Source organism: Pseudomonas sp. NFACC46-3, from assembly GCF_900114515.1.
Taxonomy (GTDB): Bacteria; Pseudomonadota; Gammaproteobacteria; order Pseudomonadales; family Pseudomonadaceae; genus Aquipseudomonas; species Aquipseudomonas fluorescens_Q.
Window position 1 is genome coordinate 104057 of record NZ_FOTH01000006.1, and the last position, 12580, is coordinate 116636.

At 55.2% G+C, this 12580-nt stretch carries 11 protein-coding genes, 1 tRNA gene and 1 pseudogene; 4 read left to right on the plus strand and 9 right to left on the minus strand.

Features of this window, described 5'->3' with window-relative positions; translation table 11 throughout:
• Positions 1-22 precede the first annotated feature (22 nt).
• On the plus strand, positions 23-757 hold the full coding sequence (locus BM300_RS09295; RefSeq protein WP_063324950.1) for an amidotransferase: 735 nt from the start codon (positions 23-25) through the stop codon (positions 755-757).
• A 128-nt stretch (positions 758-885) separates the two neighbouring features.
• Here the strand turns inward: BM300_RS09295 and BM300_RS09300 are convergent, their stop codons facing one another.
• The 3 genes from BM300_RS09300 to BM300_RS09310 all read right to left on the minus strand — a co-directional run bounded on the left by BM300_RS09300 (position 886) and on the right by BM300_RS09310 (position 3592).
• A complete protein-coding gene (locus BM300_RS09300; protein ID WP_063324951.1) occupies positions 886-1857 on the minus strand; it encodes a magnesium and cobalt transport protein CorA in 972 nt (323 codons plus the stop codon).
• Positions 1858-1991: 134 nt separating this feature from the next.
• Positions 1992-2714 (minus strand): 1-acylglycerol-3-phosphate O-acyltransferase, encoded by a 723-nt coding sequence (locus tag BM300_RS09305; protein WP_063324952.1) that lies wholly within the window; start codon positions 2712-2714, stop codon positions 1992-1994.
• Between the two features lie 188 nt (positions 2715-2902).
• A complete protein-coding gene (locus tag BM300_RS09310) occupies positions 2903-3592 on the minus strand; it encodes a crotonase/enoyl-CoA hydratase family protein (RefSeq protein WP_092147211.1) in 690 nt (229 codons plus the stop codon).
• 307 nt (positions 3593-3899) lie between these two features.
• On the opposite strand from BM300_RS09310, the gene BM300_RS09315 reads away from it, so the two are divergent.
• A tRNA-Ser gene (locus BM300_RS09315) sits at positions 3900-3989 on the plus strand.
• 1126 nt (positions 3990-5115) lie between these two features.
• Here BM300_RS09315 and BM300_RS09325 read toward each other — a convergent pair.
• From BM300_RS09325 to BM300_RS31340, 6 genes and pseudogenes are all read right to left on the minus strand, one after another.
• Complete coding sequence (locus BM300_RS09325; RefSeq protein WP_092462615.1) at positions 5116-6282, minus strand: Arm DNA-binding domain-containing protein; 1167 nt, start codon at positions 6280-6282, stop codon at positions 5116-5118.
• Positions 6283-6839: 557 nt separating this feature from the next.
• Complete coding sequence (locus tag BM300_RS09335) at positions 6840-7178, minus strand: DUF7673 family protein (RefSeq protein WP_092462619.1); 339 nt, start codon at positions 7176-7178, stop codon at positions 6840-6842.
• A 63-nt stretch (positions 7179-7241) separates the two neighbouring features.
• Positions 7242-9962: a toprim domain-containing protein gene (locus BM300_RS09340; RefSeq protein ID WP_170862037.1), complete on the minus strand. Its 2721-nt coding sequence runs from the start codon at positions 9960-9962 to the stop codon at positions 7242-7244.
• A 69-nt stretch (positions 9963-10031) separates the two neighbouring features.
• Positions 10032-10271: a hypothetical protein gene (locus BM300_RS09345; protein WP_092462621.1), complete on the minus strand. Its 240-nt coding sequence runs from the start codon at positions 10269-10271 to the stop codon at positions 10032-10034.
• Positions 10272-10559 carry an Ogr/Delta-like zinc finger protein gene (locus BM300_RS09350; protein WP_092462623.1) on the minus strand — a complete coding sequence of 96 codons (288 nt, stop codon included), beginning with the start codon at positions 10557-10559 and terminating at the stop codon, positions 10272-10274.
• A gap of 43 nt (positions 10560-10602) precedes the next feature.
• A pseudogene (locus tag BM300_RS31340) lies at positions 10603-10794 on the minus strand (DNA-binding protein); the annotation flags it as partial.
• Positions 10795-10908: 114 nt separating this feature from the next.
• On the opposite strand from BM300_RS31340, the gene BM300_RS09360 reads away from it, so the two are divergent.
• Positions 10909-11244, plus strand: coding sequence for a helix-turn-helix domain-containing protein (locus BM300_RS09360; protein ID WP_256575815.1), 336 nt, complete (start codon positions 10909-10911; stop codon positions 11242-11244).
• Between the two features lie 514 nt (positions 11245-11758).
• A complete protein-coding gene (locus BM300_RS09370; RefSeq protein ID WP_092462629.1) occupies positions 11759-12292 on the plus strand; it encodes a hypothetical protein in 534 nt (177 codons plus the stop codon).
• Positions 12293-12580 lie beyond the last annotated feature (288 nt).

The following is a 12580-nucleotide window of genomic DNA, read 5'->3' on the forward strand; positions in this document are numbered from 1 at the left end:
ATCATCGTGTCAGGTATTTTTTATGTCGCTACGCATCTGCATTCTGGAAACCGATATCCTGCGTCCGGAACTGGTCGACCAATATCAGGGTTACGGGCAGATGTTCCAGCGCCTGTTTTCGCAGCAGCCCATTGCGGCCGAATTTGTTGTGTACAACGTGATGGAGGGGCATTACCCCAGCGATGACGAGCAGTTCGACGCTTATCTGGTGACCGGCAGCAAGGCTGATTCCTTCGGCACCGACCCTTGGATTCAAACCCTCAAGACCTACCTGTTGGCGCGCTATCAGCGCGGCGATAAATTGCTCGGTGTGTGCTTTGGTCACCAGCTGCTGGCGTTGTTGCTGGGCGGTAAGACCGAGCGCGCCACCCAAGGCTGGGGCGTCGGCACCCATCGCTACAAGCTCGCCGCCAAGGCGCCTTGGATGAGCCCGGTGATGGAAGAGTTGACCTTGCTGATCAGCCATCAGGACCAGGTCACCGAATTGCCCGAAAGCGCGACGGTCATCGCTTCCAGCGATTTCTGCCCGTTCGCCGCCTACCACATCAACGATCAGGTGCTGTGCTTCCAGGGGCACCCAGAGTTCATCCACGATTATTCCCGGGCCTTGCTGGAGATTCGCCAGCAGCACCTCGGCGAGCAGATCTATAGCCAGGGCGTAGCGAGCCTTGCCCACGAGCACCACGGCACCACGGTGGCGGAGTGGATGATGCGTTTCGTCGCGCACAAGCCGCAGGCCGAAGCCACCCAAGGCTAACGATCACCCCTCATGTGGGAGCGAGCTTGCTCGCGATAGGGGGGATCAGTTGGCCTGATGCTGGATGTGCCAGGTCATCGCGAGCTTGCTCGCGATGAATCCCACACACATCCCAGCGAAGAACGCGCCTACAACCATCCCGATCGCTTGAAGCTCCACCACAGCGACGAGCATCCCACCGCGATAACTCCTAGCACCGCGAAATAGCCGTATTGCCAACTCAGCTCCGGCATGTCCTGGAAGTTCATCCCATAGATCCCGGCCACAGCCGTGGGAAACGCCAGGATCGCCGCCCAAGCTGCAAACTTGCGCTGCACCACGCTCTGGCGCGACGCTTCGAGCAACACGCCGACTTCGATGGTCTGGCTGGCGATGTCGGCCAGGGTTGTCAGGTCTTCCATTTGCCGCGTGACATGAATCTGCACGTCGCGGAAGTACGGGCTCATGTTCTTGTCGATGAAGGGGAAGTCCAGTCGCTGCAACTCTTCACTGATCTCCACCATTGGCGCCGCATAACGGCGCAGGCGCAATACGTCGCGGCGCAAGCTGTGCAGGTTCTGGATGTCCCGTTCGTTCAGGGAACTGCACATGACATTGTGTTCCAGCTCATCGATTTCGGCGTGGATGGCCTCACCCATTGGCTGGTAGTTTTCAATCACGAAATCAAGGATGGCATAGAGGACGAAATCTTCCCCGTGTTTCAGCAACAGCGGACGCGCCTCACAGCGCTGTCGGACGTGGGCGTAGGACGCGGAGTGGCCGTTGCGAGCCGTGATGATGTAGCCCTTGCCTGCAAAGATATGGGTCTCGATGAACTGCAGCTTGCCGTCCTTGCGTATCGGCGAATACGTGACGATAAACAGCGCATCGCCAAAGGTCTCCAGCTTGGGACGGCTGTGTTTCTCCATGGCGTCTTCGATTGCCAGTTCGTGCAGGTTGAATTGACGCTGCAGGTTGGTCAGCTCCAGGGCGCTGGGCTCTTCGAGACCGATCCACACAAAATGACCAGGTTTGGCAGCCCAGGTGCTGCCTTCGTCGAGGGTGATATTGGTGACTTTCTTACCGGCGCTGTAGACCGCAGCAGCAACGACTCTACCCATAATGTGGTTCACTTCTTATTGGAAATGGCAGTGACAGGCGGCGTCCAGCTTAACGCGCCCTGTAGCTTGAGAGTCAGCAAAATCTGCGGAGTTCGGCAGCAAAAGAAAACCCACCGAGGGGGGTAGGTTTCCATTCAGGCGGCTTGCAACTGCCGGTCCATTGTCGCGATGCACTCGCGCATCTGTTCACGGCATTGGGCAATGAGCCGGGGCATGTCATCCATACTCAATCCGGCCGTAGGAATCGCCGGCAATGAACGTATGAGGATGTCACCGCTGCGCCAACGATTGAGGCGCATGTGCTTGATGTAGCTGCTCACGCACACCGGAACAATCGGCACTCCGGCGGCGATTGCCATCTGGAAGGCGCCTTTCTTGAATGGCAGCAGGTCTGCGCCCAGATTGCGTGTGCCTTCCGGAAAAACCCAGATCGAGGTGTCCTCGTGCTGCAAGGTATGGGTGGTGGTCAGCATCGATTTTCGGGCCTTGATCGCGTTACCGCGGTCGATCAACACGTTGCCCGCCAGCCAGAACAATTGCCCGAACAGCGGCACCCATTTCAGGCTCTTCTTGCCGATGCACACGGTACGGCGCGGCACCACGTTGCCGAACATGAACAGGTCATAGTTGGATTGGTGGTTGGCGATGATGACGCAGCCGTTGGGCTTATTCACCAGCGAGTCGACCTGCGTCCGGACCCGCAAACGCAAAATGCACATCGCCGGCAATGCGTACAACCTTGCGCATAAACGGCTGTTGTCCGGGTTGAACGGCCGGCACAGGCCCAGAATTACCCCGAGCACGCCAGCCATTACAAAATGCAGGCCCATCAATAACATACGCAATACAAACAGCATCTACGGGCCCCATCGGGACAAAAGGTTGCGCAGTGTACGGATGTGCACTGTTTTCGGCAATTGCCCCTATAGATGTAGGAAATAGACGATGTTTAAGCGCATGTTTCCAAATAACGTGACAGAAGCGGCCTAGAGCGGTTGCGGACTTTTAAACGGCGCGCGTAGGAAAAAGCCCGGCTCTACAAGCGTCAGCCCAAGTGCTCCTGATCCAGCAGAATCGCACTGTCCAGCGTATCCAGCAGAGCCTTGCGCACTTTCAGCTTGGTGTTCTTGTGGGCTGTCATGTTGATCTTCTTCAACTGACGCGCCGCTTCCAGGGCTGCGCCCTGCAGTTCTTCGGCCGACACCACCTTGTCGAGGAAACCGGCATCCACAGCGCCCTGCGGATTGAACATCTCGGCATTGATCACCGAGCGGTGAAACGCCGACTTGCGCAGGCGATCACGGGCCAGCTCGATACCGGCGTGGTGCATGGTCATGCCGATCTGCACTTCGTTCAGGCCGATGCTGAATGGCCCTTCCACACCAATGCGATAGTCCGCCGAGAGCAGCAGGAACGCACCCTTGGCCACCGCATGCCCCGGGCAAGCGACAACGACAGGGAAGGGGTGCGACAACAAGCGACGGGCCAGGGTCGAGCCTGCCGTGACCAGGCTCACCGCTTCCTTGGGACCGGCAGTCATCACTTTCAGATCGTAACCACCCGACAAAATCCCCGGTTGCCCGGTAATGATCACCACCGCCCGATCCGCCGTCGCCTGGTCCAGCGCAGCGTTGAACGCGGCAATCACATCTGGCGAGATGGCATTGACCTTGCCGTTGTTCAAGGTCAGGGTCGCGATACCGTCTTCGAGATGGTAGGTAATCAAGTCGCTCATGACGCTATTCCTTGTAAGAGAAGTGACGCAGACGTTACCCACCGCCGCAGGTCAGGTAAAGCACCGTGACTGACTCACCGGTCAGCCCCAAGCCCCGCAAACAGCCTGGCCCTCCCATCCCACCAAGCCTTCATCTATAGAGCATTGCCTATACAGCCCCGAAGATTGGCCGGTTTGCCCTGCCCAGATGCGTTTGAAATGCCCGACCAAGCTTAACCGCATGAAAATTCTGAAAAAAACCTTTGCCATCGGAAAAGCTTTCGACTACATTAGCGCGCCTCGACAGACTGAACGTTTGTCGAGATACGGTGAAGTGTCCGAGTGGCTTAAGGAGCACGCCTGGAAAGTGTGTATACAGGAAACTGTATCGAGAGTTCGAATCTCTCCTTCACCGCCACATTCTGCAAACACAAACCCCTGATTTTCCTAGAGAAAGTCGGGGGTTTGTGGTTTTTGGTGTCTGGAAAAAGGCGATATGGGACCAATCTGGGACCATGAGGGCGTTTTCATCGCTTAGGAGTGCCGCAGGATGTGGACTAGCTCCAACGGTTTTGGAAAGAAAGTCCGCACTGGATGAGGGGCGTTGGGCTTTGGCAGGGGGAAGGTGAGCCGTCGACTTCGGCCGACAAGCGCAACGATTACCCTTGCGGTCATATCAGTAACCGCAGGCGCTTCGTCTATAGAAGTTCTGGTAATTTTTAGCAAATAAAAAGGCCTCACCTATACTCAGGTGAGGCCTTTCCTATTTCTGATTAACGCGTGCTGTCTGGAGTTCTGTGGGTAGGTACCCAAGTAGAGTCCGGACGACTGGTTGGTGGTAGGCGCGTATTATCAGGAACAGTTGTGTAGTTGGGCCGCTTGCCGCCGCGTGGCCCTTGTTCCTGAAAAATGCCGCCGTTGTTACCGGTATTGGAACCGGGAGTTTTGCCATTTGCCATGAGGATTCTCCTTAGGCGATAAATGCGCATGAACCCCGAAGCAGCGGTCGCAACAAGCTGTACAAACAATGTGCGTACGCATAGAATCTCGCTCCTCAGGTTCTGCGCTTGGGTAGCCGTAAGGGGGACCGTCTCGACAACATTCCCCCTTACGGCCGATTGAGTCCCGCTTTCGCGGGACTTTTCATTTAGGCCAAAAGCCAATCTCTTACAAACGTTAGTCATTAATTTGACTAATCGTCTCGTTCTGTCTGCTTGTTGACACTCTAATGATGGCCACGGAAGACATCAAGGGTTTTTTCGTCTTTTTTTTCTTGTGCATATCTTTTTTGTTCTGTGCATAAACCTGTGGATAAAAATTGGATCCTAGTCGGCAACGCCCAATCGATTCAGCCTTGAGGGGTTAGTTATCTAAAAATATTTTTATTTGTACGTTTTTTGATCAACGTGTCGATGCGCCGTGAAGGCTGATGTCTCACAAGGCAGTCAATAAAGTACACCTAAGCCGTTGTGCTTGTAGGATAAAGCTTACACGCGATAGTGTTTTTCGATTCCCATGGCTCTAGATATCGTAAATTTGCACATCTACAGCTTCAGCGCTAACTGCAACATCCCCACCACATCCGGCCCATCCTCATTAATCCACGTCCCATAGTGCTGCCGAATCATATTTCCGTTGGTATGCCCCATCTGTTCGGCAATCCAGTCAATCGAAGCCACGCCCGTAGTGAGCAACTGGCTGGCGTAGGTATGCCGACACTGGCCGGGCCCACGATAACGAACTCCGGCTGCGTTCAAGTGAGCCTTGAAGAAACGATCCCGCACAACAAAGTCGCTGACATGCGGCAGACCGCTTTTGGTGTTCAGGAACACAAAGTGCAGCTTATGCTGCCGCACCGTCTTGTTGTCCCGCTCAACGACATCGACCGTCTGCGCCTTTTTTGCCGGATTCATCGCATCGATCTTGCGTAGCGCATCCCAAGCCGGCTCTAGAAGTCGCACCTTCCGAGTCGAGCGCCGTGTTTTCGTGACCCGATAAGCCCCTCGCACCTTAGAGCGACGAAACGTCACCGTCCCATGCTGTAAATCGACATCCTCCCAAGCCAACGCAATTGTTTCCGATACCCGCGGCCCCGCCCAAATCATGAACTGAACCATCAGTAGCTCTTGCGTCCGATTGGTTGGCGTCTCAAGGATTTGCTTGATCTCCGCCCTGGTGAACGGGTCCGGTGCTTCAGGATCAGGTAAGCGCACAAACAACCCCTCAGTCGGATCATGTGCAACCTTCTTGCGAGTCCGGTAAAGCCTAAAGACCTGCCGCACATTGCTGATGATGTCCCGAATGGTCTTGTTCTTCAGTCGCGTCGACAATGTGTCCTGTACCCACTCCTGCAGGTCTAGATGATCGATCTGGTCGATCTGAACCTTGCCCCAACGTGGCCGGACATGCACTTCCGCTTTATTGGCATAGCCCCTATAGGAGGTGGCGGCAACGCTGTTGCTTTTGATCTTCAACCATAGATCAAGGTAGTGGCCGAATGTGTTCTCGACTAGGCTGGCTGAATTGGGAAAATGTCGGCTGTAATTGAAGGTGCCAGCCTCTATCTCGTATTGAATGATATTGACCAGACGCTGTGCCTGCTCCCGGTTGGCCGCTGTGTTTCCCCCCGGTATGAGTTCCCGGCACCGCTTCCCATTAAAACGAAAATAGACTCGTATGGAATTGCCTCGAGTCTCTACTCCCTGTGTCATGTGCTTCCCCTTTGCAACGTATCGAGGAAGGGTCCATTGACGGACCTTTCCGTATTGCGTTCGTTTTCGGGCTCGGTTTTAAAGATCACTCCTGGCGAAGTAGCCACCAAACACTGGCGCTCTTTTTAGGTCTGGGAGATACACCGGATCGTGCTTCTTCGGCCCGACGTCGCTCGTTAATGGCCTGTCGGGCCTTACTGCACTTGTAATGGTTGCCGTGGGCGCGGTATTTCCCGCATTGGTCGCAGAACCCCGTCAGGTCGAGATTCCAAGGAAAGGATTTACCATTGTTCATCGCGCCAACTCCTTGATACCGACGCCTAGGGAGTCATGAAATACAGCGATACGGCGCGCCATAGTTCGGCTGACGTAGGAAAGGTCATCATCGGGTTTCAGCGCGTTCGTGCTAGTCTCCCCGGCGCTGCTGCTTGGGTTCCGTGCTTGCATGGTGCTGCTCCTTAGTGGTGGTCGGTGTCGGGGAGTTGGCGCTCCTCGACACCATCTTTCAGGCCTTGGCCTGGTATTGCGTGATGATCGCTACGACTTCGCTCCAGTCTTCATGCCCATCGATTCCGCAACTCCTCCCAAATCGCATCACCATTCTCGAAGTACCGATGCACCTCTCGTTCGGTCGTGTTATCGAGCCGCAAGACGGTGATGCAGTCATCAAAAAGAGCCGCATCGAGTCGACGCAGTTCGGTCATGTCGAAGGGGTAGTCCTGGCCGTTGTAAAGCCCGAGCAAGAATCGGCCTATGACGCCACTCTGTCCCGAGTGACCTTGAGCCACAGGCATCAATCGGTGTAGCGCCTTAATACCTGCTAGGCGAATAGCAGGAAGAGCTCTCTCGTATCGAAAAATTTCGTCAAACGCTTCTATGATTCGATCTGGTGACATGGTGTTGCTCCTTTGATGTTGTCCAGGCGTTGCCCGTCTGGTGGTGGTTACAAGCGGTGTTGCTTAGGCGTTCTGGAAGGTCCAGCAACGCACGGTGGTGGATTTCCTAGCCATCGCGTTATTGGCCGCCTGGGCCGCTCGGACGGCGCTGTAAGTGGCCTTGTTCACCTCAAGCAGCTTGCGGCTGCGGCTATTGACCAACAGCGTGCGCAGGGTCTTGAGATCCGCGAGGTTCTGTCGGTGATCGCTGGCTTTTTCGGCGAAGTCGTTGAGGTTGATGGCGATGAGTTTCGGGTCGACGCTGTGATTGACCTGCGGTCCTTCGCCGAGGCTCTCCAGGTACTCGTAAACGTCCCAAAATTCGGCAACCAAAGGATGGTCAGCGCTGATCGCCACCTGGCGTTCCAGAGCCATGCTGGTGAGGGCTTGATGGGTAGTGACACGCTGGTTTTCATCCAGCGGACAGATCAAACAAAGGCAATCCACCAGCGCCATGATCTGGCTATGGTTCTTGATGATCCGCTCCACACGGATCTCCTTAAGCTGGCGCAGACGCTGCTCGTGTACCGCCACGCGCTCGGCAAACTTCGTCATGACCTGGGCTTCAGCCCGCACAGCCATCAGCAGGAAGTGGCTGAGCTGCTCCACCGGGATCAAGTTCAGGTTATCCGCGGCGGCACGGCTTTCGGTGGTCACCGCAGGGCGAGCAAAGTGAGTTTTGATAATCCGGGTCAGGATCGCCTCCGACGCGCTGACGTCGGCGTTCTGGCTGATGGCGACGACACCTCGAAACGGTGGCTCGTAGGTTTCGTTACCACTGGTTTTCATCCCCCGAGTGCCGAGGGTGCCGCCGCCAAAGAAGTCCTTGAGCTCGTCCCAGTCAAAGCCCTTGGCATGCGCCTTGTCCGGCTCGTTGCGGTCGCCCTCGATCAACACCACCGGCATGTTGGAAACTTGGCCCATGGCCCGCTGGCGGCCTGCACGTGTTGATTTCGAAGGGTCGAAACCTTCGTGTTCTCGGCCCAGGAGCTTCCAGAGAAAAGTCAGCAGTGTTGTCTTGCCGGCACCGGCCTCGCCCGTCACTTCCAGAAAGGGAAACGACTTGTACTGTGCGCGAATCTGTTCGGCGAACAGCGAGCCGAACCAGAACGCCAGTGCAACGATTCCCTTGGCGCCGAAACATGTCCAAAGCATGGGCAACCAGTCGTTGCGGTACTGCTTGGCGTCACGTTGGATGTGCATCGCAATCGATTTCTGCAGCGTCTTGAGCCGCAGCTTGTCGAACTCAAAAAAGTCTTCTTTGTTGACCTGGCTGACGATGCCATTGCGCACGGCAATGTCGCCGAACACATAGGCCCCATGCTCCTTGCTGTAGCCCACATAATCGATGGTCTCTACAGTTTTAAGCCCATAGAGCTGGTCCTTCATGATCTTGTCGAGCTGCTGCCCGCTGCCAGTGAACACCGCGCCGGCAGCCATGCTGAGCAAGCGTTTCTTGAACTCGCTGGCGGCGGCGACCTGACCGCCCGTGAAGGTGTTTTTTACGCTGCCGCCGTCGTGCGGAAAGTCCACGCGGAAGTAGTACCAGGACTCGTCAGTGACTTCGTTGCGCTGGAAGTACAGCGCCTGGGGGTAGCAGTTGGCGATTTCGACAACACCACCACATTGGCGCAGTGCCTTGTCACGACGTTGTTTATCGTTAAGCAACTGGTCTTCGTGGCGCTCCGAAGAGTCCAACGCCTGCATGGCCTTGTTGAACTTCTCCAGGTCCATCTTGAACCAGTACAGCCGGCTCTCGAACTCGAAGTGAAACTCATAGCGCTCGCGCCATTCGTACATCAGCGCGCCTTTCTCGGTCGCGCTTTCGGCGATCAGAAGCGAGCCGTGATAGCGGGCGGTAGCCAAGTCTCTTTTAATTTGCTCGGTGCGCTGGGGCTCGTCATCTATAAAGGCCCAGCGTTGATGCAGGTCATTCCAATCGACCTTGCGGCTGTCAGGCTGAGGGATTTGCGCTGCTTCGCATTCATAGCCCAGGGCGCGGGCCTGTCGTACCCATTGTCTGGTGTATTTGTGTGCACCGGGCTCGTTGTCCAGCGCCCAGACCAACTTGGGCAACTTGCCGCCGCGCAGTCGTGCCAGCTCTCTCAACGACTCTTCGGGAAACGCGTTGGATGACATGGACGACACCGCTGCAATGCTGTTATGCACCAGAGCGATAGCGTCGAAGATCCCCTCGACAATCCACAGTTCGGCGACATCCAGCAATTCGATGCAAGGCGGACACCACCAAACGCCGCGAGGACTACCGCCAGGCTTGAACCGAGCTTTCATCTTGCCGAAGCGATGCGGGCGATCGATCAACCGTTCCCAATATCCCCCTTTGTCCAGGGCGAAGCGGACCGTAGTGCTGCCTTCGTTCAGCTCTCGGCAAAAGTAGGACTCTTGGCTAAACCAGCCCTGAATCAGCTCAAGCCGAAACCCACGGGCAAACTCCAGATAGGCTCGAGCTGTTGCGGTGGGATATTGATCGCAAGAGGGCACTCGCCGGCTCCAGTCATCGAATAGATCCTCATACAATTCCTTAACGTGCCAGCGCTTCGCACATTTGCTTTCGCGTCCACAAATGATCAGCCACGGTTTTGAAACGCGGGTATAAAGCTCTTTTTGTCCACAAGCTGGGCACTTGCCGCCGCGCCAATAGACGTCGCTGTGCCGCGCCTTGAATCCATAATCGTCCTTGAGCCGTTGAAGCACTTCAGCCCGTAGCGTTTCTGACTGTTCCATGTCGCACCAACTGATAGGCAATACAAACCCAGCCCTACGGTCGAGTAGGGTTGAGTCAATGATTAAGGTTTAGAGCGAAGTAGGGTGGTCGAGGCCGGCCGCCGCGTGATGCTCAGTCCAGGCTAACTGCACCAGTTTCATCGCAATGCCGGACGGCACCTCAAGTGCAACGATCAGATGGCGGATACAGTTTTTGAACAGCTGATCGCCATCGGCAAGATGTTCTGCTTGGTGGCGAGCCAGATAGGCAAGGGCGGCCTGTTGCATGCTGCTGCGGTAATCAAGCGAAATAGGCTGGGTATCGTTCATTCAGTCCGCTCCATCCTTGAGTGGGGGTAATAGTTCGAGTTGAGCGACGCTCGTTGTCATCGCCTCACGACGTAGCGCGACATCTGCCAAAGGCAACTTGACCGACGGGTTGGCCATCCCGCTGGGGCTCATCTCGTGTGTCATTTCAAACTCGGCGCGAACAGACCAACCGCAAGCTTCGTTAGTGCATTGCAAGTAAGCAATGCGAAGAAAAATATGTGTGCCCTCACTGGTGCGGATGCGCATCCGTGATTGGCAATGGGGGCAGACCAATTTGTAAGTGCTCACGGCGGCGTCCTTGCGCGAGGGCTGATGGATTGATGATTGCCGGGACAGTGCCGACCTTGATACCCAATAACACCGCAGCCCGATGGGCTTCGCCGCGGCGTCCTTTCTTCCGACCATTCAGCAGGTCGCTGACCAGGTTGCTGTTCAGCGAGTTCTGACGAGAGAACTCCGCAATACTGATACCTTTTCGATCAAGCACCGCTCGGGCTTGCTCGGGTGTGAGAGGGGCGGGCATAGTGTCCATTCGTGGGCATCCGTGTTGATTTGGTGCAATTATGCCCAAAGATTTGTGCCTGTAAAGGGTGAAAGTTTGAAAAGTTGTGCATCTGAAAATGACATGGACGTTGGCGTGGGTGAACGCTTGCGTGAAGAACGGACGCGGCTTGGGCTCAACCAGGAGGCCTTCGCGCAACTGGGTGGCATCACCCGCAATACCCAGGGCAGCTATGAAAAAGGCGAGCGAAACCCTGATTCCGTCTACCTTACGGCGGTGCTTAAGGCTGGTGTCGATGTGCCGTATGTTTTGACGGGAAGGCGGATGCAACCTGCGCTCGAAGGCTTGAACGAGGCCGAAGAAGCGCTGCTGCACCAGTTCAGAACGCTGTCTGACTATGACCAAAAAGCTGTGCATCGCATCATCAGCGCGATGGCTGTCGCTCCCGGCCTTTCCCGTGCCGAGAAATAACTAGTCGTATTTAAACGATTCGTTACGACGATTTTCAGTTTCGATTTCCCACATGCCTAAGTAACGTTGCGCACGCAATGCACTTAATGGAGTAGTGGGCATGTTGGATCAGGATGACAAAAAGAACACTCGCTTGGATATGAGCGAACGCGAAAATTCTGAGCTGACACAAGATGAGCGGAAAATTCTTACATGGTATAGGGAAATGTCTGAAGTTGATCGAGGTTATATCCGACACGTTGCGCAGCTGTTAGCATCTGCGCTCTTGTGTGTGGAGTCATAGAGGTTTGATTAAATAATTTATTTAGATTAAATACATGTCAGCGAAAAGAAGCCCGGTTAGACGCCGGGTTTCTAGTGTGATCCAACATTAGCGTAATGTTCGCCGTTATCCGATAGGACACGGCGTATGGGTTCTCATTGTCGGTAAGGGCAATGCACGAAAACATAGGACGGTTACAAATGATGATAAAGGCAGGAGGAGACTGCCTCGCCGGCCGGAACGGAGACCTTAGTGACCGCCTATTTTCCGCGACTGACCATTGGGGGTCAGACCTACGATTTCGCTCATCTTGAGCCGTTTACATTCACAGTACAGAGCGATTTGGTGGGGCGAAAGCTGAGCGTGCACGTCACCTTTTCGAGTCATTGCTTCAGTCGGGCTTATGACGAGGCCCTGCATCCATCTGGAGAGCAGATTATTTTCGATCATGCTGGGCGACCCCGAACCTTCTGCTCAATCCGCTATCGCCTATCACTGATGCTGCCTACTGTGATTCAAGGGCTGAACCATCACCAAGCCAAGGTGCGCGAGACAGCTGCGCAACGCAACTGGGCGTATTCGATAACGATCGCGGACCCGAACGGGCCTTATCACGTGTTTTTTGAAATTCGTCGGGCTGCGGCGGGTAAGCCTCAGGATCTAAACCTGATAATCGAAAGCGCTTATCACCAGACAGACAAGCCGCCTCGATTGCTGGGCAGAATGGGTTTCATTTTGCTGTGCGGTAAGATCCACATGCGGCAGCCTACGTCGACCAAACGCTAGGGAGCAGAAACGAAAAAAGACGCCGTAGGCGTCTTTTTTCGTGTTCGGTAAAGCAGATCCAGACACCACTTGCGAACCGCCTTGCGCGGTTACGGTTTTCACCGCTGGGAAGCGCTCAATCTCATCTGGTCAGTCGCTTCGTTAGGGCAATTTAAGTCAAAACAGGCTTCACGTCAAACTGGCTTTTCTCCGCGTGGCGGGTAACCGAATCCCTGATTCGCATGATGGCGAGCGTTGGTTTGGTGCGCCCCTCTTAGCGTGATTGCAAAGTGCTGCTATTCTCCGCTT

Coding starts and splice junctions, on each gene's coding strand:
- BM300_RS09295 (WP_063324950.1), top strand. CDS start 23: ATGTCGCTACGCATCTGCATTCTGGAAACCGATATCCTGCGTCCGGAA.
- BM300_RS09300 (WP_063324951.1), bottom strand. CDS start 1,857: ATGGGTAGAGTCGTTGCTGCTGCGGTCTACAGCGCCGGTAAGAAAGTC.
- BM300_RS09305 (WP_063324952.1), bottom strand. CDS start 2,714: ATGCTGTTTGTATTGCGTATGTTATTGATGGGCCTGCATTTTGTAATG.
- BM300_RS09310 (WP_092147211.1), bottom strand. CDS start 3,592: ATGAGCGACTTGATTACCTACCATCTCGAAGACGGTATCGCGACCCTG.
- BM300_RS09325 (WP_092462615.1), bottom strand. CDS start 6,282: ATGACACAGGGAGTAGAGACTCGAGGCAATTCCATACGAGTCTATTTT.
- BM300_RS09335 (WP_092462619.1), bottom strand. CDS start 7,178: ATGTCACCAGATCGAATCATAGAAGCGTTTGACGAAATTTTTCGATAC.
- BM300_RS09340 (WP_170862037.1), bottom strand. CDS start 9,962: ATGGAACAGTCAGAAACGCTACGGGCTGAAGTGCTTCAACGGCTCAAG.
- BM300_RS09345 (WP_092462621.1), bottom strand. CDS start 10,271: ATGAACGATACCCAGCCTATTTCGCTTGATTACCGCAGCAGCATGCAA.